Genomic DNA, 25,410 nt, shown 5'->3' with positions numbered 1-25,410 from the left:
CTTTGATGCCCCTTACATCTGAGATTTCAGGGGACGAATTGCGACGACTCTTAAAAGTGATATCCGGGTCAATCTATTAAGTTGGCGAAGTCTTAAGCATCTGGCCCCAGCGCGTCACGCTCCCTCTTGGCCCGCAAAACACGAAATCGCCAGCGTACAAGACCCACCGCGTAGCTGATGTAGTAACCCGCAAGCAGCCCAAAGACAGCGAGCGTGAGCGGACTGCGTGCGAAGTCGCCCATTCCGTGCTGCACTGTGGGCTCTGCAACATAGACCTCGAACAGGCGATAGGCGATGCGCCCGACGAACAGCAGTGAAAGCGCAATGCCCAGATGCGCGTTGGGCGTATAGAACAGCCCTTAGGGTGTTGGCTCGAAGCGCGTCTTGCTTAGGCCGAAAACACCAAGCAATGCGCCTAGGCCCAGCCCACCGGCCAACCACCAAAGCCGTTCGAGATGTTCATGCGCGGCGAAGCCAAGCAACGCAAGCAGCACGGGAAAGATGAACAAAGTGACCCAGGGGCGGATCCTCGACAGGCGCTGGCGCCCGACCATGCGGCGAAAGCGCGCATAGACGCGCCACACGATCAATGGAAGAAGCACAAGCAATGTGATTGTGGAGGCACTTGGCGCTTGCATGTGTTGACCTTCAGGTAGCGAACAATAGGCACAGGCAGCAGAAATTGCCTGACACGGTGCTACCGGGACTATCGATGAAGAAACGATGCCTGCAGAAACCGCATCCCCGCCAATATCTGCTGAACCCGCTCACCTGACAGCGTCCCGATATGCGCACCCAAGCGTGTTTTGTACACGGAAGACACCTGCGACACAACCACCACGCTTTGCTTCTCGAGACTGCCCTCCCCAGGCTCCAGCAAGACATTGCCCGGCTCCGTGGCGCGGTTCAGGTTGGAAGTCAGCGCGCAAACAATGACTGTGCTGATGCGGGAGCGGTTGAACACGTCCTCCTGCACAACGACATGGGGATGCGGGGAGCCCGGGATGGAGCCGCGTGAGGGATCGGCTTCAATCCAGAACACTTCGCCCTGCTTGATGGTGTCGGGGAAAGGGCCTTGTGGGGCTTCTGGGTCTCTGTCCATAAGCCGTAGTTTCTCATCCCGCGCAGTCGAGGCCCGCGCCTATGCTGCCACGCAGCTTAAAGCGCACGCATGATTTGTTGCACGGTGCTCACAATTGCCGGCGTAGCCACAAGCATGCAAAGTAGAAGCGGCCCCGCAAGCCCTGCGAGCAGGCAAGCGCGCATCCTCGGGCCGATGAGCAAGCCGATCACACTGGTGAAAGCTGCCAGCACGAGGATAGAGAACGAAAGCAGCCATAAACGGAGAAGGAAATCGCTTCGGGGTGAATGAGTGAAGTTTTTACTGTCCATCCTGACCGGCGTGTCAGGAACGAAGCTCCTTGCGTACCACTCACCCGCGCCCCACCCTGCAAACGCGAGCACCAGCAATGCGAACCCCACGATCACCCACCATGAACAACGTCTCATACAGGTTCCTGTGGTTTCATGAGAAAACGCATACCCACGAAAAATTCCTCCCGTGGGGCGAGACGTCCCTAGGGACGGGCGTCTTTGGGCACGTCGGGCTTGGGCACTTCCTTCACCCGCACATAATATTCACGAAGATGAAGACTCTCCGAGTTGTCTTCGCCGCCTGCGTACACCCACAGCATGTCCGGGCCTATGAAGTTATAGACAATGATGGTGTCCCTGCCGGTCACTACCGCAACGGTTTTGATTGCGACCGAATCCGAAGCAACGGCCAGGACACGGTAGGGATGCGTTTCACGAAAACCTGTCAGTGGCCTCTTTCGGCCTTCCTGCGTTTTCGTCTCCAGGTTCGGCAGCTCGGAAGTCATGGCCTCTGCCGTAAAGGTCAGGGTCATATGACCCATGAGCTGCGAAAGAAACAGGGCCGTCTTGCTATCCAGCTTTGCGCGCTCGTTATTGAAGCGCATGCTGATGTCGGAGTCAGACTTCCACTGGCCGACAAGATTCGGATCCGCATTCGCTGACGTGGCGAACACCGCCATCAGCAGGAGCGCAACAAGTCTGCGCATGCTTATTCGACGTCAGCGAAATCGTCGTCACCCTCATTGCGCGCACGGGGCACCTTGACGCCGCCCTTGGCCACCACTTCCACATAGAACTGCGGCGCGCCGTCTTTCAAGATCTCGTCAATCGACTTGATGAGGTCTGCCACCGGCACCTCCGAAGCAGCCGCATCACTCGCGCCAGACTTGCAGTCAAAGTCCCAAAAATCCACGCCCTTGGGCAAGGCTTTGGCGCGTTCGCGCTTGAGGTATTTGCGGATGTCGTGTTTGGCGGCATCGAGCAGGCGGTCGCGATTTTTGCCTTCGATGTTGAGCTGGTAGGTTTTTTTCATGAGTACTTCTGATCTAAAAAGTGACGCGCTGCGGCCACGGTGTACTACCGATTATCGGGCCGTGGCCGGGCAAGCCGAAAAGTCATAGGCAAAAGCGGCGTCACCAGCAACAATCTGCGCGGCATGGCGTTTGCATGGGTACCCATGTCAGCTTGTTCAACCCCACGTCCCTCACCTGGCAGGGGCACAAGGAGATTCCGATGATCTATGGTTTAACGTACTTGGGTGTGATCCACACCGCCATCAGCCTGGTGGCCGTTGCGGCTGCCGTGATGGCCTTCTTTCGCGACAAGGAAATCATCGCCGCGTCCACACTGGGCAAGGTCTATATCTGGACCACGGTGCTCACCTGCCTCACCGGCTTTGGCATCTTTCAGCACGGCGGCTTTGGCAAGCCGCATGCGCTGGGCATCATCACCTTGCTGGTGCTGGGCATTGCCTGGGTGGCGGGCACCACCAAGGTGCTGGGCCGTGCCTCGCCGTATGTTGAGACGCTGGGCTATTCGATCACCTTTTTGTTCCACATGATTCCGGCCATCACCGAGACATCGACACGCCTGCCATTGGGTGCGCCACTGCTGCCCAACGCCGATGCGCCTGAGCTCAAGGCCGCCACGGGCGTGCTTTTGCTGCTTTACCTCATTGGGGCGGCGCTGCAGGTGCGGCGCATACGCGCGCGCCATGCGGCGCCTGACGTCGCGGCTGTGCCGGGGTCTACTGCTGCCAGTTAAGGGGCGACAAATTCAGCCGGGCCAGACGACCAGCAAATAACGGCAGGCGCTGCGCCCCAGGGTCTTAAAGGCCACGGGGCGGTCAACGCCGAAGTCGAGGCAGTCGCCGGGTTCGAGCTTGAAAATTTCGTCGCCGTATTCCACGCGCAAGCCGCCTTCGACGAGCCAGAGGCGCTGCCGGTAGGGCTGGCCGCTCCACCGCGGGTAAGCCACCCTGGCCGACCGCGGCAGCTCGACTTCCACCATCTCGACGCCGTGGTCGGGCCCGCGCTCTGCCACCTGGCGCCGCAGGTAGCCGGCTTGCGGGTCGCGCCACACTGCCTGTTCCGCCTTCTTTCGCAGCCGGCGGCCGGCCTCTTCTTCCTTGTCTTCGGTGAGCAGCTGCGCCAGCGGCACACCCAGGCCGGCTGCGAGGCGGCCAAGGATCATGGCGGTCGGGCTGCTTTCGACGCGCTCCACCTTTGAGATCATGGCTTTGCTGACGCCCGACACCTCGGCCAGTTGCGCCAGGCTCAGGCCCTGGGCCTGGCGCAGGGCCAGCAGCCGCGACGCGATCAGGGCGTCAATCGTCATGGGGTGTCTTTCAGAAAAAGCATTCGTCTATCATAAGGGACAAATAATCTCTTATAGTAGACAAATCTCTCTCGCCCGAAAGGAATCCCCATGCATCTCGTCGAATGCACCGAAGAACGCCATGCCAGTGCAATCCTGGCCATCTTCAACGAGGCGATCGTCAACTCGACGGCGCTGTACGACTACAAACCACGCGCACCTGAAAGCATGGTGACCTGGTTTGCCACCAAGCGCGCCAACGGCTTTCCTGTGGTCGGGATGGAAGACGACAGCGGCAAGCTGCTGGGTTTTGCGAGCTACGGCACCTTCCGCGCGTTTCCGGCGTACAAATACACGGTGGAGCATTCGGTCTACGTGGAGAAAGACAGCCGCGGCCTGGGCCTGGGGCGCAAGCTGCTGGAGGCGATTGTGGCCAGGGCTGAAGCGCAAGGCATGCACGTTCTGGTCGGCGCGATTGATCTGGACAACACCACCAGCATCGAACTGCACAAGCGCCTGGGCTTTGAACACAGCGGCACGATCAAACAGGCGGCTTTCAAGTTTGGCCGCTGGCTGGACCTGGCATTTTTGCAGAAGACGCTGGTGACGCCGCGTCAGCCTGTTGACGGTTAAGTCTGTTGGCTGGTCAACACCTTGTCGATAGCCTCATGCAGATGTTGCAGCCCAAACGACACATCACAGAACACGCCGTTGACATAAAACGCCGGCGTTGAGCGCACGCCCAGGTGGCGGCCGCTTTGCATGTGCTCCTGCACGCGCTGCAGGTAGACGTGGTCGTTCATTTCGTTCTGGTAGCGGGCCATGTCCAGGCCGGCCTGGGCGGCGTAGTCGAGCAGGTGCTTGTCTTTGAGGTGGTGCTGGTTCGTGAACAGCAACTCGTACATGGGCCAGAACTTGTGTTGTGCGCCGGCGGCTTCCGCCGCTTCGGCGGCCAGTTCGGCATGGGGGTGCACTTCGCGCAGCGGAAAGTGCCGGAAGACAAAACGCAGCTGGCGCCCGAAGTGCGGCAGCATCACCTTCAGGGCGCCGTAGGCCTGAAAGCAGGACGGGCATTCGAAGTCGCCGTATTCCACGACGGTGACCGGGGCCGACGCCGGGCCATGGATATGGTCGATGGCGTCGTCGGGTTCGAGAAACGGGTCGGGTTGGGACGAATCGGCCATGAGAATCACCTTTTAGCTGTGCGTTCAGACGTTGAAAAAGTCTTCAGCACAGTATGCGCCCGGGTGTGCGCAGTGATCAAGGAGCCGTACGGCCCCATCGGCGTCGATGGGGAGCCGTGGATGGCCGTGAATAGCCAGGTAGAGGCCAGCGACGCCGGCCTCGTGGTTCAGCTTCAGGCCTGGTTGGCGGCGTTTTCGAGGGCTTCGTCGAGTGCCTTGCACGAGGGCGAGCACACGGCCTGGGACTTGCCCAGCACTTTACGGGTGCCCATCAGGGAGCGGGCGCGGTGCTTGCCGCACATGAAACACGACATCGTGGCAGCGCCAAATGACGTGGTGGCAGCAAACGGTGAGCCCGACACCTTGGACTTGTAGCGCAGGCCGTCAGCGAGTACGGCGGTTTTGGCGTCAGCTCTTGCCATGGTTGGGGTCTTCCTTCAGTTGGGGGTTGATGGGTTTCATGGCCTTTTCGATGGCCTCTTTGGCCTTCAGCTCGGCAGCGAGCGAGGCGTCCAGCGCAGACCGGCACAGGCCCGCGTACTGGTAATTGACGTTTTCATACAGCTCTGCCGCAGCCGGGTGCGTGTCGAGCAGCGCGCCCAGCGCCATGCCGGGTTCCACATCGCCCAGTTCGTTGACCAGGTGCAGCACCACGGAGCGGTACTGCTCGGCACCCACCGGCACCGCGCTGTGCTCAAGCCGTTCCAGCAGCTCGGCCAGTACGTGGGTGACCGTGAGGTCGGTTTTGTGGGGATGGGGTTGGGTGGCGTTCATGCAGTGAATTTGGGGCTTCCTTCCCCTAAATCAAGCACTTTGCGGACCAGGTAACCGCCCTTCGGCGGTTGCTGGCCCCCTTTCGGGCTAGCCTGGATCAGCCCTGCGCGCTATATTTTTTATAGCTGCTCGCGCTTGTCTGCTGTGGGTTGGAGGCCTATTTTACCTCTAAACGGCAGGCCCGGAAGCTTTCCCCCGGCGTCCAGGGGCCATTTGGCGTGCCTGCAGGTGTTACCAAACGTCTTTTGAACGCTGTTTAAAGCATGAAAAATAGCTGAAGGCCAATGCTGCCGGGCGCAAGCAGCTCCTGATTTGATAGCGCTAGAAATGCCGCGCTGAGCGTCTACGGTACTTTTCACCCTCCATCGGGCAACCCTTTTGCCGCCAGATGGGCCACCAGCAGCCTGGCCGCCGCCGACAAACCCGCCTCATCCCGAAAGCAGATGGCAAAGCGGCGCTGGGCCCAGGGGTCGGCGAGCGGCATCACACGCAGGCCATAGGTGGCGGCATAAGGCTCGGCCACCTCGCGCGGCACCACGCTGATGGCCAGGTTGGCGCGGACCACGCGCAAGGCGGCCTCGAAGTTGGACACGATGACGCGGTGAACCACGACCTTGCCCTTGAGCGCCGCAGCCCGCAGGAGCAGCACCTGCACAGCGCTGTGCGCGGGAAGGCTGACATGCTCGAAGTCGAGCGTCTGCTCAAAGTGCAGGGTTTTCTCGCCTGCCAGCGGGTGCGACGGGTGGGTCACGATGGCCAGGTGATCGGTGCGGTAGCTGCGCGACTGCAGGCCGCTCAGGTCGGCAGCGTCCCAGCAAATGCCGACCGAGGCCACGCCCTCCTTGATGCCGCGGATCACATCGGGGCTGACGCGTTCTTCCATGTCGACCTGGATGTCATGGTGCGCCGGCTCCTGCAAAAACGCCGCCACATCGTCGGCCAGGGACTCGGCCATGACAGAAGCCGTGGCCAGGATGCGCACCTGGCCACGCACGCCCTGGGCATAAGCGGCCATGTCGCGCTCGATGCGCTCGGCGCTGGCCAGCATGGTGCGCGCGTGTTCCAGCAGGCTTTCGCCGGCGGGCGTTGGTTCGACGCCGCGGCGGCGGCGCACCAGCAGCGGCGTGCCGACGGTGTCTTCGAGCTGGGCCAGCCGCTTGCTGATGGCCGAGCCGACGATGTTGGCCTGCTCGGCCGCGCGGGCAATGCTGCGCGCATCACATACCGCCGCAAACAGCCGCAGCGTGGTCATGTCGAGGTCTCTCATGGGCGGCTCCTGGCTCCGGCTTGGACTAGCGCAAAGGGAGGATTTGATATTCCCATCCGGAACGTCAGCCCTTCCAAAATTGACAAATTAAACCATTCAGGAAATTCTAAACTGCAGCTGCGCCCTGAGAATGAACAGACGACAACGGAGACCACAGTGAACATGCCTTCAAGGCCTGCCCTCCCCCGGCAGGCAACGATTCGTGAAGTGGGCCTGCGTGACGGCCTGCAAAGCATTGCCACCGTGATGCCGACCGCACACAAGCTGCAATGGATCCGGTCGGCCTACGACGCCGGCCAGCGCGAGATCGAGGTCGGTTCATTTGTACCGGCGCGCCTGCTGCCGCAGCTGGCCGACACCGCCGGGCTGGTGGCCTTTGCCAAAACACTGCCCGGCCTGGTCACCTCCGTGCTGGTGCCCAACCTCAAGGGCGCTGAACGCGCCATCGAATCCGGTGCCGACCTGATGCTGCTGCCGATTTCGGCCAGCCACGCCCACAGCCTGGCCAATCTGCGCAAGACGCCCGATGAGGTGGTCGAGGAAATCGCCCGCATCCGCGAACTGCGTGATGCGTCGGGCTCGCCCATCGTGATCGAAGTCGGCATGAGTACGGCGTTTGGCTGCACGCTGCAGGGCCGGGTCGAGCCGACCGAAGTGCTGCGGCTGCTGCGCGCCGTGCTGAACGCCGGCGCCGACCGCGTCGGCCTGGCAGACACCGTGGGTTATGCCGACCCGGAAATGGTTCGTCTGCTGTTTGAGCAGGCTTTTGAGGTGGCCGGTGAGCGGCTTGACTGCGGCCACTTTCATGACACCCGCGGACTGGGCATGGCCAATGTGTATGCCGCGCTGCAGACCGGTGTGACGCGCTTTGACGCCTGCCTGGCCGGCATAGGCGGCTGCCCGCATGCGCCCGGCGCCAGCGGCAACGTGGCCACCGAAGACCTGGCCTATATGCTGGCCAGCATGGGCATTGAAACCGGCATTGACTTTGACAAGCTGATCGCGCTGCGCACCCGCGTGGCGGGCTGGCTGGAAGGCGAAACCCTGCACGGCACGCTGTGGCGCGCGGGCCTGCCCAAAACCATGCGCCTATCTGCTGGCTCCACCGCCGCTGCGGCCTGAATTATTTTTTCTTCCGGAACACTGCATGCAACCCATCCCCGAATCCACCACCCCACAGCCGCTGGCCGGCCTGCGCGTGGTGGAGTTCACCCACATGGTCATGGGCCCCACCTGCGGCATGGTGCTGGCCGACATGGGCGCCGAAGTCATCAAGGTCGAGCCCATCGACGGCGACCGGACCCGCCGCCTGCTGGGCGCCGGCTCGGGCTTCTTCCCGCTCTTCAACCGCAACAAGAAAAGCATCGGCATTGACCTGCACGACCCGGTGGGCGCCGAAGTGGCGCGCAAGCTCTGCGCCAGCGCCGACGTGGTGGCCGAAAACTTCAAGCCCGGCACCATGGCCAAGTACGGCCTGGACTACACCGCGCTCAGCGCCGTCAACCCGCGCATCATTTACGTCAGCCACAAGGGTTTTTTGCCCGGGCCCTATGACCACCGCACCGCGCTGGATGAAGTGGTGCAGATGATGGGCGGCCTGGCCTACATGACGGGCCGGCCCGGCGACCCGCTGCGCGCCGGCACCAGCGTGAACGACATCATGGGCGGCCTCTTCGGCGCCATCGGCGCGCTGGGCGCGCTGATCCAGCGCGGTATTAGCGGCAAGGGTATGGAAGTGCAGTCGGCACTGTATGAAAACAATGTCTTCCTGATGGGCCAGCACATGCTGCAGTACGCCATGACCGGTAAACACCCGGCCCCCATGCCCGTGCGCGACAACCCCTGGGCGGTGTACGACGTGTTCACCGTAAAAGACGGAGAACAGATATTCCTGGCGGCCGTCAGCGACGCGCAGTGGCAAACGTTTTGCACCGTGCTGGGTTTTCCCGACCTGAAGGCCGACCCCGCGCTGGCCACCAACAACCAGCGTGTGGCGGTGCGCCCCGCCCTGATCAAGGACCTGGCAGCGCGGCTGGCCCCGCGCGCTGCGGCAGAGCTTTCAGCCGTGATGGAAAAAGCCGGCCTGCCGTTTGCGCCTATCCGCAGACCCGAAGACCTGTTCGATGACGAACACCTGCTGGCCACCGGCGGCCTGGCCGATGTGCGCCTGCCCGATGGCCCCAAGGCCGGCCAGATGGTAAAAACCACGCTGTTCCCCATCACCATGCAAGGGGAGCGGCTGGGGGTTCGCCTGCACCCGCCCACGCTGGGTGAGCACACCCGCGAGCTGCTGGCAGGCCTGGGCTACAGCGCGGGTGAAATGGATGACCTGCACCGGCAAGCTGCAGTCAGTTGAGGCAGTGAGTTGACCCTGCCAGCCGATTTGCGCGACTCACGACAATGAAGGAGACAAAATGACCCCCAAGATGAAGATGATCCGCAGTACCGATACCTCAGCCTTGAGCAACCAACCCGCGACCCGGCGCCAGGCCCTCTGGGGACTGGGCGCCCTTTTTGCCGGCGGCGCTTTCCTGGCCATGCCGCGCAGATTGCTGGCCCAGACTACCGACAAGGTGGTGCGCTTCATCCTGCCGGTGGGCGCCGGCTCGGGCGTGGACACCATCGTGCGAGCGGCCAGTGTTGCGCTGGGCAAGGCGCTGGGCAACCCGGTGGTGATTGAAAACCAGCCCGGCGCAGGCGGCATTGTCGGCACGTCCGCGCTTGTGAAGGCTGCCCCCGACGGCATGACGCTGAGCGTGGTGTCCAACAACCACGTGATCTACCCCAGCGTCTACAAGTCGCTGCCGTTCGACCCGGTGGCCGACATCACGCCCATCACCGTCATTGGCACCACGCCGATGGTGCTGGTGGTGAACCCCGCCAAACTGCCGGCCACCAACGTGAAAGAGCTGGTCGCCCTGCTCAAGGCCAAACCCGACGCCTACAACTATGCGTCGTCGGGCAACGGCACCATCCTGCACCTGGCTGCGCAGATGTTTCTGGACGAAGCACAGGTCAAGGCCAAACACATTCCCTACAAGGGCGTGGGCCCCATGGTTGCCGACATGATCGGCGGGCAGGTGGACATGGGCGTGCTGGCGCTCCCTGCCGTGCAGGCGCACCTGAAGAGCGGCGCCTTGCGCGCCATCGGTGTGGGCGGCAGCGCCCGTTCACCCGCGGCGCCCGACATTCCGACCATTGCGGAACAAGGCCTGCCCAACTACAACATGGAAGGCTGGTTCGCGGTGATAGGCCCCGCGAAGCTGCCGGCGGCCGACGTCAAACGCATCCACGACGCGGTGGTTGCCGCCTATGCCACGCCCGAAGTGAAGGAAGCCATGCTCAAGCAGGGCAACACCATCAACCCCGGCAGCCCGGAAGCCGCCGCGCAGTACTTTCGCAGCGAACTGGTGAAGTACGCGCAGCTGGTGAAAAAGGCGGGCGTCGAACTGCAGTAAGGCACACGCGCAGGCGGCCGCCCTGCTGTTCATCACCACGGGACGGCCCTGGATTTGCTATGGTTTTAATAGCTGCTTGCGCCCGCCAATAAAGCGCCAGGCGGCAATTTGGCAATCAACCCGCCCTGGCAAGCCTACAGCTTGGCAATGGACACCTCGGTCGACTTGACCAGTGCCACCACTTCGCTGCCGACGGCCAGTTCGAGCTGGTCGACCGAGCGCGTGGTGATGACCGAGGTGACGATGCCCCAGGGCGTTTCGACGTCGAGTTCAGACACCACGTCGCCGCGGATGATTTCCTTGATTTTTCCGCGGAACTGGTTGCGGACGTTGATGGCTTGGATGGACATACAGGTTCTCCTGGAACTTGGGTAAAAAACGTTGAACTGAAAATCGATGAATTCAATGGCCTGAATTCAGCACCGGCGGGCGGCTCAGCTCAGACGCTACATCGCACCCGCGAAAAATGCACCGGCTCGAAGCCCGTGGTGGCCGGCATCCGGAAGCTTTCCGCCAGCAGGGTCAGCACCGCATCATCCAGGCGCACGGTGATCTCGGGCCCCACTTCATAGCGCTTGTCGGCCGACTGCGGCACCTGCGAATCGGTGGCGTATACGCCGGGCAGGATGTGGCGGGCCGCCAGCGCCTGCAGCACCGGGCGCAGGGCGTAGTCCAGCGCCAGCATGTGGTGCGGGCTGCCGCCGGTGGCCAGCGGCAGCACGGTTTTTTCCTTCAGTGCCATTTGCGGCAGCAAATCAAGCAGCACCTTGAGCAGGCCGCTGTAAGCCGCCTTGTAGACCGGCGTGGCCACCACGATCGCACGCGCGCGGGCAATCTGGTCAATCGCCTTGACGATCGCCGGATGCCCCCACTCAGCCAGCAGCAAGGCCTGGGCCGGCAGCTCACGGATGTTGAGCCGGTCGACCACCAGGCCGCCCCGCAGGGCCAGCCTGTCGCTGACGGAATCGAGCAGCGCCGCCGAGCGGGATTGCTCCGAAGGGCTGCCGGCGATCAGCAATACGGATTGTTGCGAGGACATTATTTGTGGAACTCTTTGATTTGCATTGATTACCAAGCGGCGTGTGCCCGCTCTCTGATTCCAGTGCCGGCGCGGAACCGGCTCAGCCGGGCCGCAGCGGGCGCCCCCTGGGGGGAGGCGGCCGCAGGCCGCTTCGGGGGGAAGCCTACTTTCTCGTATAGATCTGATCGAACGAGCCGCCGTCAGCGAAATGCTCTTTGTCCGCCTTGGCCCAGCCGCCGAAGGCCTGGTCGATGGTGAACAGGTTCAGCTTGGGAAACTGCTTGGCGTACTTGGCAATGGCTTTCTGCGAAACCGCCGGGCGGTAGAAGTTCTTGCCGGCAATGTCCTGGCCTTCTTCGGAATAAAGGTACTTCAGGTATTCCTCGGCCACGGCGCGGCTGCCCTTCTTGTCGACGTTTTTGTCGACCACGGCCACGGCGGGCTCGGCCAGGATGCTCAGCGATGGCGCGACCACGTCGAACTTGGCGCCGAATTCTTTTTCGAGCAAATACGCTTCGTTTTCCCAGGCGATCAGCACGTCGCCCTGGGCACGCTGGGCAAAGGTGATGGTGGAGCCGCGGGCGCCGGTGTCCAGCACCGAGACATTGCCGTACAGCTTGGCGACAAACTCCTTGGCCTTGGCGTCGCTGCCGTATTTGCGCTTGGCAAATTCCCAGGCGGCCAGGTAGTTCCAGCGGGCGCCGCCCGAGGTTTTGGGGTTGGGCGTGATCACGGTGATGCCAGGCTTGATCAGGTCATCCCAGTCCTTGATGCCTTTGGGGTTGCCCTGGCGCACGGCCAACACGATGGTGGAGGTATAGGGCGACGAGTTGTGCGGCAGCTTTTTTTGCCAGTCGGCCGACAGCCAGCCGCCGTTTTTGACCAGCGCGTCGGTGTCGCCGGCCAGGGCCAGGGTGGCCACGTCGGCGTCCAGGCCATCAATGATGGAGCGGGCCTGCTTGCCGGAGCCGCCGTGCGACTGCTTGATCGTCACATCCTGGCCGGTCTTGGCTTTCCAGTATTTGCTGAAGGCCGCGTTGTATTCGACGTAAAGCTCACGGGTTGGGTCATACGAGACGTTGAGCAGCGTGACGGGCGCTTGCTGGGCCTGGGCGGTCAGCAGTGACCCTGCCAGCGTCAAACCCAAACCGGCCGCCACGGCAGTGCGGGCGGAAACATTGATAAAGTTGCGGCGTGAAGTCATGGTTGCTCTCTTTTCCAAAAAATTGCGTGTAAATGCGAACAAAATGGATTCTGGAAGCAGACCTTAGAAACTGGAACGAATAAAAAATCAGTTCTTTATTCCACAAACATCCTTAGACACCTTAGCCCTACGAAAGAACTACCCCATGGCACGCCTCGTCAAATGCATCAAACTCGGTAAAGAAGCCGAAGGCCTGGACTTTCCGCCCTACCCTGGCCCGCTGGGCAAACGCCTTTGGGAAGAAGTCAGCAAGGAAGCCTGGGCGGAGTGGATGAAGCAGCAAACCATGCTGGTCAATGAAAACCGCCTGAACCTGGCCGATGCCCGCGCCCGCCAATACCTGGCACGGCAGATGGAAAAACACTTCTTCGGCGACGGCGCCGACGCCGTCCAGGGCTACGTTCCCCCGACCACGCCCACACCCTGATTCCAGCCTGAACCCGGCGAATGCCCGAACGCATCGAGTGGCTGGACGACGGCACAGCCGGCGGCAGCCCCTTCAGTCCGCGCTTTGGCGACCGCTACCGCAGCGAACTGGGCGGGCTGGATCAGGCTAAAGAAGTCTTCCTCAAGGGCTGCGGCCTGCCTGGAGCCTGGGCCGGCCAGCCGCAATGGACTGTTCTTGAAACCGGCTTCGGCCTGGGCCTGAACTTCCTTGTGACCTGGGCCGCCTGGAAGGCCGACCCACAGCGCCCTGGCCTGCTGCATTTCGTCTCGACCGAAGCCTTTCCAGCCAGCGCCGAAGACGTATTGCGCAGCGCCCGAACCCACCCTGAACTACTTCCTTTCGCCGAACAGCTGCAGGCACAGCTATGGGGGCTGCTGCCGGGCTTTCACCGCCTGGTGTTTGAGGGCGGCCGGGTCTTGCTGACGCTGTGCATTGGCGACGCCAAGGCCATGCTGCGCGAACAATCGTTTGAGGCAGATTCGGTCTACCTGGACGGCTTCAGCCCGCAGCGCAACCCGGACATCTGGGACGTGCATACCTTCAAGGCGGTCGCCCGCTGCTGCCGGCGCGGCACGCGTATAGCCACCTGGACGATTGCGCGCAGCGTGCGCGACGCCTTGGCGCAATGCGGATTTGTGGTCAACAAGGTACCGGGCATTCCGCCCAAGCGCGACAACCTGCAGGGTGAGTTCAATCCGGCGTGGGAGCCGAAAAAAACACATCCCTCGCCCGCACGCCGGCCACCTGCCCGCTGCGTGGTGATTGGCGCTGGCCTGGCCGGCGCGGCCGTGGCGGCCAGCCTGGCGCGCCGCGGCTGGCAGGTCGTGGTGCTCGACGCGGCCGAAGAGCCCGCCGCCGGGGCGTCCGGCCTGCCCGCCGGCTTGCTGGCGCCGCATGTCTCGCCCGACGACAACCCGCTCTCGCGCCTATCGCGCCATGGCATTCGCGCCACGCTGCAGCAGGCCGAGGCCATGCTGCAGGCCGGCGACTGGGGCCGCACCGGCGTACTGGAGCATGCGGTGGAGCACCCGCGCAAACAACCCGAGGCCTGGCAAGCGGACTGGGCCGACGCCGCTGGGGACTGGACAGGGCCAGCCGACGCTGCCCAGCTCAGGCAATGCGGCCTGCCGCCGGATACGCCCGCGTTGTGGCATGCGCGGGCGGGCTGGATCCGGCCGGCCGCGCTGGTCGACGCCTGGCTGGCCGGGCCGGGTGTGCAATCGCACGGCCGATCAATAGTGAGCCGCCTGAACCAGGCCTCGGGCCAGTGGCAGGTTCTGGATGCGCAGGGCCGGGAGTTGGCCCGCGCCGAACTCGTGGTGCTGGCGGCTGGTTATGCCAGCCTGGAACTGGCAGCCGGCGCTACAACGAACAAGGCTGGTGACCTGGCGCTGCAGGCCATCCGGGGCCAGGTGAGCTGGGGCCTGCACGAGCCCGGCGCGGCCAGCGCACTGCCGCCCTTTCCCGTGAACGGCCATGGCAGCCTGGTGCCTGCGGTGCCCATGTCCGGCAAGGCCGGCGGCGTGGCCTGGGTCATGGGCTCCAGCTTTGAACGCGACAACACCCAGGCCGAAACACGGCCCGAGGACGACCAGCACAATCTCAGCCGGCTGCAAACCCTGCTGCCGCAAACCGCCCGTGCACTGGCCGCACAGTTTGAGCCAGGAAAGGTTCAGTCCTGGGCGGGTGTGCGCTGCGCCACGCCCAGCCGCTTGCCCGCACTGGGTCCGCTGGAAGAAAGCCCGGGCCTGTGGGTGTGCAGCGGCATGGGGTCGCGCGGGCTGACGTTTGCCGCGCTTTGCGGGGAATTGCTGGCGGCGAAGCTGCACGCCGAACCTTTGCCGATTGAACAGCGGCTGGCGGAGGCGCTGATGCCGCAGCATGCGGCGCCCGCACCGATCGTCAATACCTGAGATTCTTAAGCAAAACAGGGCTGAAACCAAGGGGGAACGGGCGCAAGCAGCTATCAAATAGATAGCATTCAAGGCGTAATGAGCGCCTTCACTCCACGCTGCGCAGCAGGCGTTTGAGCTTTCCGGGGTGCAGCGGTTTGCGCAGGCTGCCGCGCGCGCCGCCGAACCATCCGCGCACGGTGTCCAGCGGGGAGAGACGGTTGCCGGTCAAAATCAGGTAGGCGATGGCAGGGCGCGATGCCTCCACCCGCTTGACCATTTCCCAGGACTCAATGTCAGGGAGCTCCATGTCGAGAATCACCAGCTTGTAAAGATGCGTGTCAATCAGCTTGAGCGCTTCGGTGCCGGTGGTCGCCTCGTCTATCTTCACGAAACCGGCCATGGCCAGCCTGGCACGCAGGTAAAGACGCGCGTCGCGGTCAGCATCCACCACCAACACCTGAGGGCGCTCCGGCAGGGGCTCCGGGGCTTCCAGCGGCGCCGGCGCGGTAGGCGCCTGCGAATCAAAGTCGAGATCGAGGTCCAGCAGCGCGGTGGATTCGGACAGCAGGTCGAGATCCAGGCCCTTCTCACCATGTGCTTTGCCCGGCTGCAGGGCCTGCGCGGCCTGCCGCCGTTCAGCGGCCAGCAATTCGTCCATGCCGTCAATCACGGCGGTCCACTGCAGCGGGCGCGGGATCACCAGACGCGCCCTGGCCGGCGGGTTGTCGCCGATCCAGATCAGGGTGAAGTCGTCATTCGCGGGGTTGGCCAGCTCCAGCGCAGCTTCCCAGCTGTCGCCGTCAATCAACGCCATCAAGGCCTCTTCGGGCGCGTCGGGCGTCCAGGGGGTGTAGGCGATGGATCGTGTTTCGGAAATGCGAAACACTGCGTTCAGGGCATGACGCTCAACGTCATCAAACCCGAACACTCTTACAAAAACCCGCTTGACAGCCTCACCACCCGTATTCGTCATTGCGCCCGATTATGGGGGGATCACCGGGGAGGCTTCAAGGAATTCAGCGCCTGCGTTGTCAAAACGTCACTTCATGGCCGCGGCAGGCCGGCGGGCCTTGACATACGCATCGCTTGGCAAATAGGCCTTGCCGTCGGCATAGCGCCATTGCACCATGGTGCCCTTGTGGCCGCGCAGATCCAGCCTGCCCACGTAGGCGCCCATGGTGGACTGGTGGTCAATGGCGCGGAATTCGGCGGGGCCGAAAGGCGTGGAAAACTTCAGTCCGCGCAGCGCCACCACCAGCTTTTCGTTGTCGGTGGAATTGGCCCTGCGGATGGCGGCAAAAATCGCCTGCATGGTGGCGTAGCCCACCGCCGAGCCGACTTTGGGGTATTCGTTGAAGCGGCGATAGTAGTTGGCGGCGAAGCTGGCATGCTCGCGGGAGTCGATCTGGTCCCACGGGTAACCGGTGACGATCCAGCCTTTCGGCGTATCGTCTTTCAGCGCCTCCAGATACTCGGGTTCCCCCGAAAGCATCGACACCACCGGTATGCGGGGAAAAATGCCACGCTGGTTGCCCTCGCGAACCAGCCTGGTCAGGTCGGCCCCGAAAGTCGCGTTGAAAATCGCCTCGGGTTTTGCCTGCATGGCCGCCTGCAGCGTTGGGCCGGCTTCTATCTTGCCCAGCGCCGGCCACTGGTAACTCACAAACTCGACGTCAGGGCGCCTGGCTTTCAGCAACTCCTTGAACACGGTGACTGCGCTCTGGCCGTATTCGTAATTGGGGGCAATCGTGGCCCAGCGCTTGGCCGGCAGCTTTGCCGCCTCTTCGACCAGCATGGCTGCCTGCATATACGTACTGGGGCGCAGACGGAAGGTGTAGCGGTTGCCCTGTTCCCAGACGATGGCGTCGGCCAGCGATTCGCTGGCGATGAACACCCGCCGGCTGGCCTGGGCATGACCGGCCAGCGCCAGACCGACACTGGAGTAAAACCCGCCCGCCAGCACATCCACCCTTTCCTTTGAGGTCAGCTCGACGGCCTGGCGCAGGGCTTCTTCGGGTTTGCCGGCGTCATCGCGCGAGATGACTTCGATCTTGCGCCCCAGCAGGCCGCCGGCCACATTGATTTCCTCGACCGCAAGCTGCCAGCCTTGCCGGTAAGGCTGGGCGAACTGGGGAATGGCGGAGTAGCTGTTGATTTCGCCGATCTTGATGGGAGGTTTCGGGCTGCCCTGGGCGAGCGTCACCGCCGTGGCGCAGGCCAGAAACACCCCGCCCATCAGGGCGGACTTCATCAAATTCACGGGTTTTCTCCAAAAATGGGCAATTCGGTTCGTGCGGCAAGCCCAAAACCGGGCAGCTCATCCGAAAGAGCAGGGACTGTACCAGCGCTTTGTGACGGGTCGGCTGGTGAATGGTCAGCCTCAATGCAAGCCTTATGCCGCTGACCCGAAAAAACCGCCCGAAACCCGCATATTTATTGGCGAATAAGCTTATCTGCATAACGGCAGAACAAATGTGTAGTTTGTTTTTATAAGCCGCGCATTTACATTTTCCCGCTATGCATGAATTTGCCTTTGTATTTGCCGGTTTTGCCGTCGGCCTGGTTGTGGGCCTGACAGGGGTGGGCGGCGGCTCGCTGATGACGCCACTGCTGATCTTCTTTTTCGGCATCAAACCGCACTTGGCCATCGGCACCGACCTGCTGTTTGCGGCCTTTACCAAGATGGGCGGGACCGTCAGCCTGGCCCGCGCCCGTGTGGTCGACTGGAAAATCGTCGGCCAAACAGCAGCCGGCAGCATTCCGGCTGCCTTGGCCACCTTGTATATGTTGCAGCGCATGGGCCCTGCCAACCCGGCTACGCAAGCCATCATGACCACCACGCTGGGCCTGGCGCTGCTGCTGACGGCCGGCGCCACGGCTTACAAGGTGCTGCGCGGCAAGGCCGCCCCGACCACCATCGCGCCAGAACTCATTGGCCAGGCCACGCGTGCGCGCCACTGGTCGCTGCCACTGCTGTTTGGCGCAGTCATCGGCACGCTGGTCACTTTGACGTCAGTCGGCGCGGGCGCCATCGGTGTCATCGTGCTGATGCTGCTCTACCCCACCCTGCCGCTGCCGCGCATCGTGGCGGCCGACATTGCCCATGCCGTGCCGCTGACTTTGGTGGCGGGCCTCGGCCATGCCTCCATCGGTTCGGTAGACTGGCCGCTACTAATCAAGCTGCTGGCCGGCTCCTTGCCCGGCATCTGGCTGGGCTCGCACCTGGTGCACAAAACGCCCGACCGCGTGATCCGTTCGCTGTTGTCCGTGCTGCTGGCCTATGCCGGCGTGAAACTGATTTCGATCTGACCCGCTCCTTATAAAAATCCCACGACGTTTGAATCCCGACAGCCATGTACCAATACACAGAATTTGACCGAGAGTTTGTCAAGGCCCGCGCCGCCCAATACCGTGACCAGCTGACCCGCTGGCAGGCAGGCCAGTTGCCTGAAGACGAATTTCGCCCCTTGCGCCTGCAAAACGGCTGGTATGTGCAGCGTTACGCGCCCATGCTGCGCGTGGCCGTGCCTTATGGCGAGCTGTCGAGCGCGCAGATGCGCGTGCTGGCCAAAATCGCCCGCGAATACGACCAGCCCAACGCCGCGCTGTTCAGTGAAGCCCAGGCCAAGCAGGACAAGCTCGGCCCCGTCAATCTGAAAAACGGCCTGTCGGTCAGCTCCAAACTGACGACCGGCTATGCCCACTTCACGACGCGCCAGAACGTGCAATACAACTGGATTCCGCTCGACAAGTCGGCCGAGGTGATGGACCTGCTGGCCAGCGTCGCCATGCACGGCATCCAGACCAGCGGCAACTGCATCCGCAACATCACCAGCGACGAGCGTGCCGGCATCGCCGTCGACGAAATCGCCGACCCGCGTCCCTTCGGCGAAATCCTGCGCCAGTGGAGCACGCTGCACCCCGAGTTCGCCTTCCTGCCGCGCAAGTTCAAGATCGCCATCAGCGGCGCCCGTGAAGACCGCGCCGCCACCGCCTGGCACGACGTCGGCCTGCACCTGATCCGCAACGCCGAAGGCGAACTGGGCTTCAAGGTGCTGGTGGGCGGCGGCATGGGCCGCACACCCGTGATCGGCACCGTGATCCGCGAGTTCCTGCCCTGGAACCAGATCATGAATTACCTGGAAGCCGTGGTGCGTGTGTACAACCGCTATGGCCGCCGCGACAACATCTACAAGGCCCGTATCAAGATTCTGGTGAAGGCCGAAGGCCAGCGCTACATCGACGATGTCGAGGCCGAATACAAGCAGATCCTGGAACACGATGGCGCGCCGCACACCATCACGCAGGAAGAACTCGACCGCGTGACAGCCTGCTTTGTGCCGCCTGCGCTCAATTGCGACCGCAAGAGCGCCGATACAAAAATTGCCAACATCCTGCGCGCCGCCGCCGAAGACGACGTGGAGTTCGGCCGCTGGCTGCAGCGCAATGTGGCCCCCCACCAGAACCCCGACCTGCGCGCCGTGACGCTGTCGTTCAAGCGCCTGGGCCAGGCGCCCGGCGACGCGACGGCCGACCAGCTCGACATCGCCGCCGATCTGGCCGACCAGTTCAGCGCCGGTGAAGTGCGCGTCACGCACGACCAGAACCTGCTGCTGCCGTGGGTGCGCTGCGACGAGCTGCCCGAGCTCTGGCGCGCCGCCCGCAAGGCGGGCTTTGCCAAGCCCAATATCCACCTGCTGACCGACATGATCGCCTGCCCCGGCGGTGATTTCTGCTCGCTGGCCAATGCGCGCTCCATCCCGATTGCCGAAGCCATCACCGAGCGCTACCAGGACATGGACGAGCTGCACGACCTGGGCGAGATCGACCTGCACATCAGCGGCTGCATCAACTCCTGCGGCCACCACCACAGCGGCCATATCGGCATCCTGGGCGTAGACAAGGACGGCCTTGAGTGGTACCAGGTGTCGTTGGGCGGCTCCGATGGTTCCACGCTGAGCGGCGCCTCGGTGCCTGGCAAGGTGGTGGGCCCTTCGTTCACCGGCGCCGAAGTGCCGGAAGTCATTGAAGCAGTGCTCGACACCTATCGCCAGCTGCGCGAAGACGGCGAAACGTTCATTGCGACTTTCCGCCGCGTCGGCATCGAACCCTACAAGGCCGCCGCCAAGAATGCGCGCTTTGCCCCCAACACCGTCGCGCACTGAACACTGGAAAGGAAATCACGATGAAATTACTGCCTTTCAGCGAACAAAGCGGCGCCGAACAACCCGGTACCCTGGTCCTTGCGAACGATGCCGATCCATTCGAGATCACACTCGACGGCATCGCGCGCATTGACCTGCACTTCCCGAAGTTCACCGATGGCCGCGCCTACAGCCAGGCCTTCCTGCTGCGCCGCCGCCGCGAGTTCAAGGGTGAAATCCGCGCCACCGGCGACGTACTGGTGGACCAGCTGGCCCAGATGGAGCGCAGCGGCTTTGACACTGCCGTGCTGCGTGCTGACCAGGACATGGCCGTTGCCCAACGTGTGTTGAGCAGCTACCCAGGCTACAAAGCAGGCAAATATCAGGGCGATGCGGTAGACGTGCGACCCCACTTCAAGGAAGCAAAGGAAGGGGCTACGGCCTGAACACCATGAGCCTCGACCTTGCAAAGATCAACGCAGAACTCGGCCACAACGCGCAGGGCCTGGTGGGCTGGGCCGTGGGACTGGGCCGGCCCGCCATCATCACCACCAATTTCCGCCCCTTCGAGGCGGTGATACTGCACATGGTGACGCGCGCCAATCCGCGCGTTCCCGTGGTCTGGATGGACAACGGCTACAACACCGAGGCCACCTACCGCTTCGCCGACGAAGTGACCAGGCTGCTCAAGCTGGACCTGCATATTTACCTGCCGCGCCGCTCCCGTGCGCACCGCGAGGCCGTGGAAGGCGCGACCCCGGCGCTGGACGATCCACGCCATGCCGCATTCACTGAAGAAGTGAAACTCGAGCCATTTGCCCGCGCCCTGCGCGAAACCGCGCCCCAGGTCTGGTTCACGGCCTTGCGCGCCACCGACACCGCGGTACGCGCCCAGATGGATCCGGTCAGCGTCAACCCCGACGGCCTGATCAAGGTCGCGCCGCTCCTGCACTGGTCGTCCAAGGACCTTTACCAGTACTGTGAGATCAACGGCCTGCCCAACAATTTTGACTATGTGGACCCCACCAAGGGCGAAGACAACCGCGAATGCGGCCTGCACCTTGCGCACTGACTGACCTATGAACGCCCGCACACCATCCCACCTGCTGCCAGCCGACCCGGCGATCTCCATCGCGCGGCTGTCCAACTCCCATCTCGATGCGCTGGAAGAGGAAACCATCTTCATCCTGCGCGAAGTAGCCGCCGCCTTTGAGCGCCCGGCCCTGCTGTTTTCGGGCGGCAAGGATTCGCTGGTGATGCTCAAGTGCGCGGAAAAGGCCTTCGGCGTGGGCCGCATCCCCTACCCGCTCCTGATGATCGACACCGGCCACAACTTCCACGAAGTGACCGACTTCCGTGACTTCCGCGCAAAAGAACTGGGCGCCGAGCTGATCGTGCGCAATGTCGAAGACTCGATGAAACGCGGCACGGTGCGCCTGGCCCACCCAGGCGAATCGCGCAATGTGCACCAGTCGGTCACGCTGCTTGAGGCGATTGACGAATTCCGCTTTGACGCCCTGATTGGCGGCGCGCGCCGCGACGAGGAAAAAGCCCGCGCCAAGGAGCGCATCTTTTCGCACCGCGACAGCTTCGGCCAGTGGCAACCCAAGGCCCAGCGCCCTGAGCTCTGGACGCTGTTCAACACCCGGCTGCAGCCCGGCGAGCACTTCCGGGTGTTCCCGATCTCCAACTGGACCGAACTCGACGTGTGGCAGTACATCGAACGGGAGCAAATCGCACTGCCTTCGCTCTACTACGCGCACCAGCGCAAGGTGGTCGAACGCAAGGGCCTGCTGGTACCGGTGACGGACCTCACCCCGGCACGCGACGGGGAGCAGATCGTTGAAAAGACCGTGCGTTTCCGCACCGTCGGCGACATCACCTGCACCTGCCCGGTCGACAGCCCGGCCGCCACGGCCGCCGAGATCGTGATCGAAACGCTGGCCGCCGACGTGAGCGAGCGCGGCGCAACGCGCATGGACGACAAGACCTCCGACGCTTCGATGGAAAAGCGCAAGAAAGACGGGTATTTTTAGTTCTCCCCCGGACAGGCTTCGCCTGCTCCCCCCAGGGGGCGGCGCCTGCGGACCGGCACAGCCGGACCCGCGGCCCCCACTGATAAAGACCTTGCCACCATTTTTGAGACTGAGATGACCACAAGTACCCACACTACTGATTTGATAGCTGACGGCGCACAGCCAGAAACGGTTGCAGGCCAAAACGACCTGAAACCTGCGTTGAAATTCATCACCTGCGGTTCGGTCGACGACGGCAAAAGCACTCTGATCGGCCGCCTGCTGGTGGACAGCAAGGCCGTGCTGCAGGACCACCTGGCCGGCGTGCAGCGCCAGGGTGAAACCGACCTGGCATTGCTGACGGACGGCCTTTCAGCCGAGCGCGAGCAGGGCATCACCATTGACGTGGCCTACCGCTATTTCGCCACTGAAAGCCGCAAATTCATCATCGGCGATGCCCCTGGGCATGAGCAATACACCCGCAACATGGTGACGGCCGCCTCCAGTGCCGACGCCGCCGTCGTGCTGGTGGATGCGACCAAGCTCGACTGGAAAAACCCCGCGCTGGAGCTGCTGCAGCAAACCCGCCGCCATTCGCTGCTGGTCAACCTGCTGCGCGTGCCGTCCATCGTGTTCGCCGTGAACAAGCTCGACGCCGTGGAAGACCCAACGCTGGCTTTCAGGAACATTCAAGCAGCGCTGGCAACATTCGCCCGGGCCGCGAAAATCCCGGTGAAAGCGACCGTTCCCGTGTCTGCCCTCAAGGGCTTTAACGTGGTGGACGCCCAGCCCGGCTGGTGCGGTTATGAAGGCTTGTCATTGCTGCAGTTGCTGGAACACCTGCCCGTCACGCCGGCCGAGACCACCGAAGCCTTTGCCTTCCCGGTGCAATGGGTTGAAAAGTTTTCGTCTTCATCCGATACCTCCCAGGGCCGGCGTGTCTTCTGGGGCCGCGTTGCCTCGGGTGGCGTACAGCCGGGCCAGAGCGTGACCATACTCCCCAGCGGCAAGACGGCCGTGGTGGCGCAGGTGCTGGACCATGCCCGCCAGCCCAAGGCCATCCTGGCCGGTCACAGCGCGGGCATCGTGCTGGACCGGGAAGTTGACGTGTCACGCGGCGACTGGCTGCTGGCCACGGATACCTTTGAACCCTCACGGGAGATCTCGGCCACCGTGGCCTGGATGGACGATGAGCCGCTGGTCGCCGGGCGCATCTACTGGGCGCTGCATGGCCACCGCTGGGTCAAGGCCAAGGTCAAACGCATCGTCCACAAGCTTGATGTCAACACCCTCGCCGAGGAAGACGCCAGCGAGCTGCCGCCCAATGCCATCGGCCATATCGAGCTGAGCCTGCAGGAACCGCTGGCCACCCTTCCCTATGCCCGTTCGCGCATGCTGGGCTCGCTGGTCCTGGTGGACACCGCCTCGAACAAGACTTCAGGTGCCGTGCTGATCCTTTGACCAGGATCAAGCCCCGCTATCCTCACTGACTTAACCCTGCTCACGGAATCCTCTTAAAATTGAGGGTTTCCACCGATTAGCCCCAAATAACATGACTCACATCGTCTCCGAATCGTGCATCCGCTGCAAATACACCGACTGTGTGGATGTCTGCCCCGTGGATTGCTTCCGGGAAGGCCCCAACATGCTGGTGATCGATCCGGACGAATGCATCGACTGCGCCGTCTGCATCCCCGAATGCCCGGTCAATGCCATCTACGCCGAGGAGGACGTGCCGGCCGACCAGGTTTCGTTCATCCAGCTCAATGTGGAATTGAGCCGTGCCGCGGGCTGGAAAAGCATCACCAAGCGCAAGGATGCGCTGCCCGATGCCGAGGAATGGAAAGACAAGACGGGCAAGCTGTCCGAATTGGTCCGCTAAGCCGGTTCATCCGGCCTGAAGCCACCGGCACCTCGCCCTCCCCGGGCCGCCACGCGCTTTGCAAAGCGCCCCAGGAACCATGGAACCTCAACTGAACCAAGAAGTGATCAATACCGCAGCGCAGCACGACGGTCCCATCGAAACCGATGCGGTGATTGTGGGCGCCGGGCCTGTCGGCCTGTTCCAGGTGTTTGAGTTGGGGCTGCTTGAGATCAAGGCCCATGTGATCGACTCGCTGGCCTACCCGGGCGGCCAGTGCATTGAGCTCTACCCCGACAAGCCGATTTACGACATTCCGGCCGTGCCCGTCTGCACCGGCAAGGAACTGACCGACAACCTGCTCAAACAGATCGAGCCCTTCGGCGCGACCTTTCATTTCGGCCAGGAAGTCAGCGTGGTTGAAAAGCAGCAGGACGGCCGCTTCTTCGTCGAGACCTCCAAAGGCACGCGCTTTCTGACCAAAACGATTTTTATCGCGGCCGGTGTGGGTGCCTTCCAGCCCAAGCTGCTGCGCGTCGAAGGCCTGGAGAAGTTCGACGACAGCCAGCTGTTCTACCGCGTGAAAAGCCCGGCCGACTTTGCCGGAAAAAACCTGGTGATTGTGGGCGGCGGTGATTCGGCGCTTGACTGGACGCTGAACTTTGTCGCCGAAGGCCCGAACAAGGCCGAGAGCGTGATCCTGATTCACCGCCGCGACGGCTTCCAGGCGGCGCCTGCCAGCGTGGCCAAAATGCGCGAGCTTTGCGACGCCTACGAAATGCAGTTCATCGTGGGACAGATCACTGGCTACGAGGAAAAAAACGGCAAGCTGACCGGCGCCAAGGTCACCGGCTCCGATGGCGTTACGCGCGTGGTGCCGTTGGACGTGCTGCTGGTGTTCTTCGGCCTGTCACCCAAGCTAGGGCCTATTGCCAACTGGGGCCTGGACATAGAGCGCAAACAGCTCAAGGTGGATACCGAGAAGTTTTCCACCAATGTTCCAGGTATCTTTGCCGTGGGCGACATCAACACCTATCCCGGCAAGAAGAAGCTGATTCTGAGCGGCTTCCATGAGTGCGCGCTGGCAGCCTTTGGCGCGGCTCCCTTGATCTTCCCGGACAAGAAGATCCACCTGCAATACACCACAACCAGCCCGAAACTGCACAAGGTGCTGGGTGTTGAATCGCCGGTGTTTGACGACTAAGCCGAGCTGGCTCGCTTCCACCTGAAAGCCCGCCGCGTGCGGGCTTTTTGTTGCCTGTACGGCTTACGCAATAGGCCCGCCCGGAATCGCCCTACAATTTGGCTGGCGTCTACACAGGCGCTTTCGCTGGGGGTGTTGCTGCAATTCGTCATGCGAATTCCGGTGGCTGAGAAAGTCCCTTTGAACCTGATTTGAGGTAATCCTCGCGCAGGGAAGCATGTTCCGGATGCCCGCTGTTCTTGCGG

29 protein-coding genes and 1 pseudogene are annotated in these 25,410 nt (G+C 62.8%); 15 read left to right on the top strand and 15 right to left on the bottom strand.

Annotated elements, in window-relative coordinates:
• Positions 1–92: 92 nt before the first annotated feature.
• From AC1D1J_RS00780 to AC1D1J_RS00760, 5 genes and pseudogenes are all read right to left on the bottom strand, one after another.
• Positions 93–638: pseudogene (locus AC1D1J_RS00780) on the bottom strand (CcdC protein domain-containing protein).
• Positions 639–706: 68 nt separating this feature from the next.
• The gene (locus AC1D1J_RS00775; protein ID WP_477693611.1) at positions 707–1,102 is read right to left on the bottom strand and encodes a type II toxin-antitoxin system PemK/MazF family toxin; all 396 of its coding nucleotides are present in this window, start codon (positions 1,100–1,102) and stop codon (positions 707–709) included.
• 56 nt (positions 1,103–1,158) lie between these two features.
• A complete protein-coding gene (locus AC1D1J_RS00770) occupies positions 1,159–1,509 on the bottom strand; it encodes a hypothetical protein (protein WP_477693610.1) in 351 nt (116 codons plus the stop codon).
• Between the two features lie 68 nt (positions 1,510–1,577).
• Positions 1,578–2,081, bottom strand: a complete 504-nt coding sequence (locus AC1D1J_RS00765) for a hypothetical protein (protein WP_477693609.1) — start codon at positions 2,079–2,081, stop codon at positions 1,578–1,580.
• Between the two features lie 2 nt (positions 2,082–2,083).
• Positions 2,084–2,407 (bottom strand): DUF6172 family protein, encoded by a 324-nt coding sequence (locus AC1D1J_RS00760; RefSeq protein WP_477693608.1) that lies wholly within the window; start codon positions 2,405–2,407, stop codon positions 2,084–2,086.
• 200 nt (positions 2,408–2,607) lie between these two features.
• Here AC1D1J_RS00760 and AC1D1J_RS00755 point away from each other — a divergent pair, with 200 nt between their 5' ends.
• On the top strand, positions 2,608–3,138 hold the full coding sequence (locus AC1D1J_RS00755) for a hypothetical protein (RefSeq protein ID WP_477694452.1): 531 nt from the start codon (positions 2,608–2,610) through the stop codon (positions 3,136–3,138).
• Positions 3,139–3,150: 12 nt separating this feature from the next.
• Here AC1D1J_RS00755 and AC1D1J_RS00750 read toward each other — a convergent pair whose 3' ends face one another.
• Complete coding sequence (locus AC1D1J_RS00750; RefSeq protein WP_477693607.1) at positions 3,151–3,711, bottom strand: helix-turn-helix domain-containing protein; 561 nt, start codon at positions 3,709–3,711, stop codon at positions 3,151–3,153.
• A gap of 90 nt (positions 3,712–3,801) precedes the next feature.
• Here AC1D1J_RS00750 and AC1D1J_RS00745 point away from each other — a divergent pair, with 90 nt between their 5' ends.
• Positions 3,802–4,323 carry an N-acetyltransferase family protein gene (locus tag AC1D1J_RS00745; RefSeq protein WP_477686471.1) on the top strand — a complete coding sequence of 174 codons (522 nt, stop codon included), beginning with the start codon at positions 3,802–3,804 and terminating at the stop codon, positions 4,321–4,323.
• On the opposite strand, the gene AC1D1J_RS00740 is transcribed toward AC1D1J_RS00745, so the two are convergent.
• The 4 genes from AC1D1J_RS00740 to AC1D1J_RS00725 all read right to left on the bottom strand — a co-directional run bounded on the left by AC1D1J_RS00740 (position 4,320) and on the right by AC1D1J_RS00725 (position 6,915).
• On the bottom strand, positions 4,320–4,874 hold the full coding sequence (locus tag AC1D1J_RS00740; RefSeq protein WP_457278576.1) for a DsbA family protein: 555 nt from the start codon (positions 4,872–4,874) through the stop codon (positions 4,320–4,322). The genes AC1D1J_RS00745 and AC1D1J_RS00740 overlap by 4 nt on opposite strands.
• A gap of 173 nt (positions 4,875–5,047) precedes the next feature.
• Positions 5,048–5,296 (bottom strand): hypothetical protein, encoded by a 249-nt coding sequence (locus AC1D1J_RS00735; RefSeq protein ID WP_436154840.1) that lies wholly within the window; start codon positions 5,294–5,296, stop codon positions 5,048–5,050.
• A complete protein-coding gene (locus tag AC1D1J_RS00730; RefSeq protein ID WP_457278577.1) occupies positions 5,283–5,648 on the bottom strand; it encodes a hypothetical protein in 366 nt (121 codons plus the stop codon). The genes AC1D1J_RS00735 and AC1D1J_RS00730 overlap by 14 nt, the downstream gene beginning before the upstream one ends.
• Positions 5,649–6,003: 355 nt before the next feature.
• Positions 6,004–6,915, bottom strand: a complete 912-nt coding sequence (locus AC1D1J_RS00725) for a LysR family transcriptional regulator (RefSeq protein ID WP_477693606.1) — start codon at positions 6,913–6,915, stop codon at positions 6,004–6,006.
• A 162-nt stretch (positions 6,916–7,077) separates the two neighbouring features.
• Here AC1D1J_RS00725 and AC1D1J_RS00720 point away from each other — a divergent pair, with 162 nt between their 5' ends.
• The 3 genes from AC1D1J_RS00720 (at position 7,078) to AC1D1J_RS00710 (ending at position 10,373) form a co-directional block, all read left to right on the top strand.
• Positions 7,078–8,037, top strand: a complete 960-nt coding sequence (locus AC1D1J_RS00720) for a hydroxymethylglutaryl-CoA lyase (RefSeq protein WP_477694451.1) — start codon at positions 7,078–7,080, stop codon at positions 8,035–8,037.
• A gap of 25 nt (positions 8,038–8,062) precedes the next feature.
• Positions 8,063–9,271: a CaiB/BaiF CoA transferase family protein gene (locus AC1D1J_RS00715; protein WP_477693605.1), complete on the top strand. Its 1,209-nt coding sequence runs from the start codon at positions 8,063–8,065 to the stop codon at positions 9,269–9,271.
• Between the two features lie 76 nt (positions 9,272–9,347).
• Positions 9,348–10,373 (top strand): Bug family tripartite tricarboxylate transporter substrate binding protein, encoded by a 1,026-nt coding sequence (locus tag AC1D1J_RS00710; RefSeq protein WP_477694450.1) that lies wholly within the window; start codon positions 9,348–9,350, stop codon positions 10,371–10,373.
• A 134-nt stretch (positions 10,374–10,507) separates the two neighbouring features.
• On the opposite strand, the gene AC1D1J_RS00705 is transcribed toward AC1D1J_RS00710, so the two are convergent.
• The 3 genes from AC1D1J_RS00705 to AC1D1J_RS00695 form a co-directional block, all read right to left on the bottom strand.
• On the bottom strand, positions 10,508–10,723 hold the full coding sequence (locus AC1D1J_RS00705) for a TOBE domain-containing protein (protein WP_457278582.1): 216 nt from the start codon (positions 10,721–10,723) through the stop codon (positions 10,508–10,510).
• An 89-nt stretch (positions 10,724–10,812) separates the two neighbouring features.
• Complete coding sequence (ssuE, locus tag AC1D1J_RS00700; protein ID WP_477693604.1) at positions 10,813–11,412, bottom strand: NADPH-dependent FMN reductase; 600 nt, start codon at positions 11,410–11,412, stop codon at positions 10,813–10,815.
• 145 nt (positions 11,413–11,557) lie between these two features.
• Positions 11,558–12,598 carry a sulfate ABC transporter substrate-binding protein gene (locus tag AC1D1J_RS00695; protein WP_477693603.1) on the bottom strand — a complete coding sequence of 347 codons (1,041 nt, stop codon included), beginning with the start codon at positions 12,596–12,598 and terminating at the stop codon, positions 11,558–11,560.
• A 145-nt stretch (positions 12,599–12,743) separates the two neighbouring features.
• Here AC1D1J_RS00695 and AC1D1J_RS00690 point away from each other — a divergent pair, with 145 nt between their 5' ends.
• Both AC1D1J_RS00690 and mnmC read left to right on the top strand, forming a co-directional pair.
• Entirely contained in the window at positions 12,744–13,025 is a 282-nt protein-coding gene (locus AC1D1J_RS00690) for an oxidative damage protection protein (protein ID WP_477670829.1), read from the top strand.
• Positions 13,026–13,045: 20 nt separating this feature from the next.
• Positions 13,046–14,959 (top strand): bifunctional tRNA (5-methylaminomethyl-2-thiouridine)(34)-methyltransferase MnmC2/FAD-dependent 5-carboxymethylaminomethyl-2-thiouridine(34) oxidoreductase MnmC1, encoded by a 1,914-nt coding sequence (gene mnmC, locus AC1D1J_RS00685; RefSeq protein WP_477693602.1) that lies wholly within the window; start codon positions 13,046–13,048, stop codon positions 14,957–14,959.
• An 88-nt stretch (positions 14,960–15,047) separates the two neighbouring features.
• Here mnmC and AC1D1J_RS00680 read toward each other — a convergent pair whose 3' ends face one another.
• Positions 15,048–15,827, bottom strand: a complete 780-nt coding sequence (locus AC1D1J_RS00680; RefSeq protein WP_477686477.1) for a response regulator transcription factor — start codon at positions 15,825–15,827, stop codon at positions 15,048–15,050.
• 153 nt (positions 15,828–15,980) lie between these two features.
• Positions 15,981–17,192 carry an ABC transporter substrate-binding protein gene (locus AC1D1J_RS00675; RefSeq protein ID WP_477686623.1) on the bottom strand — a complete coding sequence of 404 codons (1,212 nt, stop codon included), beginning with the start codon at positions 17,190–17,192 and terminating at the stop codon, positions 15,981–15,983.
• 266 nt (positions 17,193–17,458) lie between these two features.
• Here AC1D1J_RS00675 and AC1D1J_RS00670 point away from each other — a divergent pair, with 266 nt between their 5' ends.
• From AC1D1J_RS00670 to AC1D1J_RS00635, 8 genes are all read left to right on the top strand, one after another.
• A complete protein-coding gene (locus tag AC1D1J_RS00670) occupies positions 17,459–18,250 on the top strand; it encodes a sulfite exporter TauE/SafE family protein (RefSeq protein WP_477667269.1) in 792 nt (263 codons plus the stop codon).
• Between the two features lie 44 nt (positions 18,251–18,294).
• The gene (locus AC1D1J_RS00665) at positions 18,295–20,106 is read left to right on the top strand and encodes a nitrite/sulfite reductase (protein WP_477686479.1); all 1,812 of its coding nucleotides are present in this window, start codon (positions 18,295–18,297) and stop codon (positions 20,104–20,106) included.
• A gap of 20 nt (positions 20,107–20,126) precedes the next feature.
• A complete protein-coding gene (locus tag AC1D1J_RS00660; protein WP_477693601.1) occupies positions 20,127–20,531 on the top strand; it encodes a DUF934 domain-containing protein in 405 nt (134 codons plus the stop codon).
• Between the two features lie 5 nt (positions 20,532–20,536).
• Positions 20,537–21,157 carry a phosphoadenosine phosphosulfate reductase domain-containing protein gene (locus tag AC1D1J_RS00655; RefSeq protein ID WP_477693600.1) on the top strand — a complete coding sequence of 207 codons (621 nt, stop codon included), beginning with the start codon at positions 20,537–20,539 and terminating at the stop codon, positions 21,155–21,157.
• Positions 21,158–21,164: 7 nt separating this feature from the next.
• Positions 21,165–22,121, top strand: coding sequence for a sulfate adenylyltransferase subunit CysD (gene cysD / locus AC1D1J_RS00650; protein WP_457278592.1), 957 nt, complete (start codon positions 21,165–21,167; stop codon positions 22,119–22,121).
• 114 nt (positions 22,122–22,235) lie between these two features.
• A complete protein-coding gene (locus AC1D1J_RS00645) occupies positions 22,236–23,561 on the top strand; it encodes a sulfate adenylyltransferase subunit 1 (protein WP_477693599.1) in 1,326 nt (441 codons plus the stop codon).
• 91 nt (positions 23,562–23,652) lie between these two features.
• The gene (gene fdxA, locus AC1D1J_RS00640) at positions 23,653–23,982 is read left to right on the top strand and encodes a ferredoxin FdxA (RefSeq protein WP_477693598.1); all 330 of its coding nucleotides are present in this window, start codon (positions 23,653–23,655) and stop codon (positions 23,980–23,982) included.
• Between the two features lie 79 nt (positions 23,983–24,061).
• The gene (locus AC1D1J_RS00635) at positions 24,062–25,165 is read left to right on the top strand and encodes an NAD(P)/FAD-dependent oxidoreductase (protein ID WP_477686484.1); all 1,104 of its coding nucleotides are present in this window, start codon (positions 24,062–24,064) and stop codon (positions 25,163–25,165) included.
• Positions 25,166–25,410 lie beyond the last annotated feature (245 nt).

This window comes from Polaromonas sp. P1_F8 (assembly GCF_056405635.1).
The sequence above is the reverse complement of the archived record's forward strand: the minus strand, read 5'-3'. Positions and strand labels throughout refer to the sequence as shown.

Bases quoted from the DNA above. Each gene is read 5' to 3' on its own strand.
- AC1D1J_RS00775 (WP_477693611.1), bottom strand. From the start codon at position 1,102: ATGGACAGAGACCCAGAAGCCCCACAAGGCCCTTTCCCCGACACCATC.
- AC1D1J_RS00770 (WP_477693610.1), bottom strand. From the start codon at position 1,509: ATGAGACGTTGTTCATGGTGGGTGATCGTGGGGTTCGCATTGCTGGTG.
- AC1D1J_RS00765 (WP_477693609.1), bottom strand. From the start codon at position 2,081: ATGCGCAGACTTGTTGCGCTCCTGCTGATGGCGGTGTTCGCCACGTCA.
- AC1D1J_RS00760 (WP_477693608.1), bottom strand. From the start codon at position 2,407: ATGAAAAAAACCTACCAGCTCAACATCGAAGGCAAAAATCGCGACCGC.
- AC1D1J_RS00755 (WP_477694452.1), top strand. From the start codon at position 2,608: ATGATCTATGGTTTAACGTACTTGGGTGTGATCCACACCGCCATCAGC.
- AC1D1J_RS00750 (WP_477693607.1), bottom strand. From the start codon at position 3,711: ATGACGATTGACGCCCTGATCGCGTCGCGGCTGCTGGCCCTGCGCCAG.
- AC1D1J_RS00745 (WP_477686471.1), top strand. From the start codon at position 3,802: ATGCATCTCGTCGAATGCACCGAAGAACGCCATGCCAGTGCAATCCTG.
- AC1D1J_RS00740 (WP_457278576.1), bottom strand. From the start codon at position 4,874: ATGGCCGATTCGTCCCAACCCGACCCGTTTCTCGAACCCGACGACGCC.
- AC1D1J_RS00735 (WP_436154840.1), bottom strand. From the start codon at position 5,296: ATGGCAAGAGCTGACGCCAAAACCGCCGTACTCGCTGACGGCCTGCGC.
- AC1D1J_RS00730 (WP_457278577.1), bottom strand. From the start codon at position 5,648: ATGAACGCCACCCAACCCCATCCCCACAAAACCGACCTCACGGTCACC.
- AC1D1J_RS00725 (WP_477693606.1), bottom strand. From the start codon at position 6,915: ATGAGAGACCTCGACATGACCACGCTGCGGCTGTTTGCGGCGGTATGT.
- AC1D1J_RS00720 (WP_477694451.1), top strand. From the start codon at position 7,078: ATGCCTTCAAGGCCTGCCCTCCCCCGGCAGGCAACGATTCGTGAAGTG.
- AC1D1J_RS00715 (WP_477693605.1), top strand. From the start codon at position 8,063: ATGCAACCCATCCCCGAATCCACCACCCCACAGCCGCTGGCCGGCCTG.
- AC1D1J_RS00710 (WP_477694450.1), top strand. From the start codon at position 9,348: ATGATCCGCAGTACCGATACCTCAGCCTTGAGCAACCAACCCGCGACC.
- AC1D1J_RS00705 (WP_457278582.1), bottom strand. From the start codon at position 10,723: ATGTCCATCCAAGCCATCAACGTCCGCAACCAGTTCCGCGGAAAAATC.
- ssuE (WP_477693604.1), bottom strand. From the start codon at position 11,412: ATGTCCTCGCAACAATCCGTATTGCTGATCGCCGGCAGCCCTTCGGAG.
- AC1D1J_RS00695 (WP_477693603.1), bottom strand. From the start codon at position 12,598: ATGACTTCACGCCGCAACTTTATCAATGTTTCCGCCCGCACTGCCGTG.
- AC1D1J_RS00690 (WP_477670829.1), top strand. From the start codon at position 12,744: ATGGCACGCCTCGTCAAATGCATCAAACTCGGTAAAGAAGCCGAAGGC.
- mnmC (WP_477693602.1), top strand. From the start codon at position 13,046: ATGCCCGAACGCATCGAGTGGCTGGACGACGGCACAGCCGGCGGCAGC.
- AC1D1J_RS00675 (WP_477686623.1), bottom strand. From the start codon at position 17,192: ATGAAGTCCGCCCTGATGGGCGGGGTGTTTCTGGCCTGCGCCACGGCG.
- AC1D1J_RS00670 (WP_477667269.1), top strand. From the start codon at position 17,459: ATGCATGAATTTGCCTTTGTATTTGCCGGTTTTGCCGTCGGCCTGGTT.
- AC1D1J_RS00665 (WP_477686479.1), top strand. From the start codon at position 18,295: ATGTACCAATACACAGAATTTGACCGAGAGTTTGTCAAGGCCCGCGCC.
- AC1D1J_RS00660 (WP_477693601.1), top strand. From the start codon at position 20,127: ATGAAATTACTGCCTTTCAGCGAACAAAGCGGCGCCGAACAACCCGGT.
- AC1D1J_RS00655 (WP_477693600.1), top strand. From the start codon at position 20,537: ATGAGCCTCGACCTTGCAAAGATCAACGCAGAACTCGGCCACAACGCG.
- cysD (WP_457278592.1), top strand. From the start codon at position 21,165: ATGAACGCCCGCACACCATCCCACCTGCTGCCAGCCGACCCGGCGATC.
- AC1D1J_RS00645 (WP_477693599.1), top strand. From the start codon at position 22,236: ATGACCACAAGTACCCACACTACTGATTTGATAGCTGACGGCGCACAG.
- fdxA (WP_477693598.1), top strand. From the start codon at position 23,653: ATGACTCACATCGTCTCCGAATCGTGCATCCGCTGCAAATACACCGAC.
- AC1D1J_RS00635 (WP_477686484.1), top strand. From the start codon at position 24,062: ATGGAACCTCAACTGAACCAAGAAGTGATCAATACCGCAGCGCAGCAC.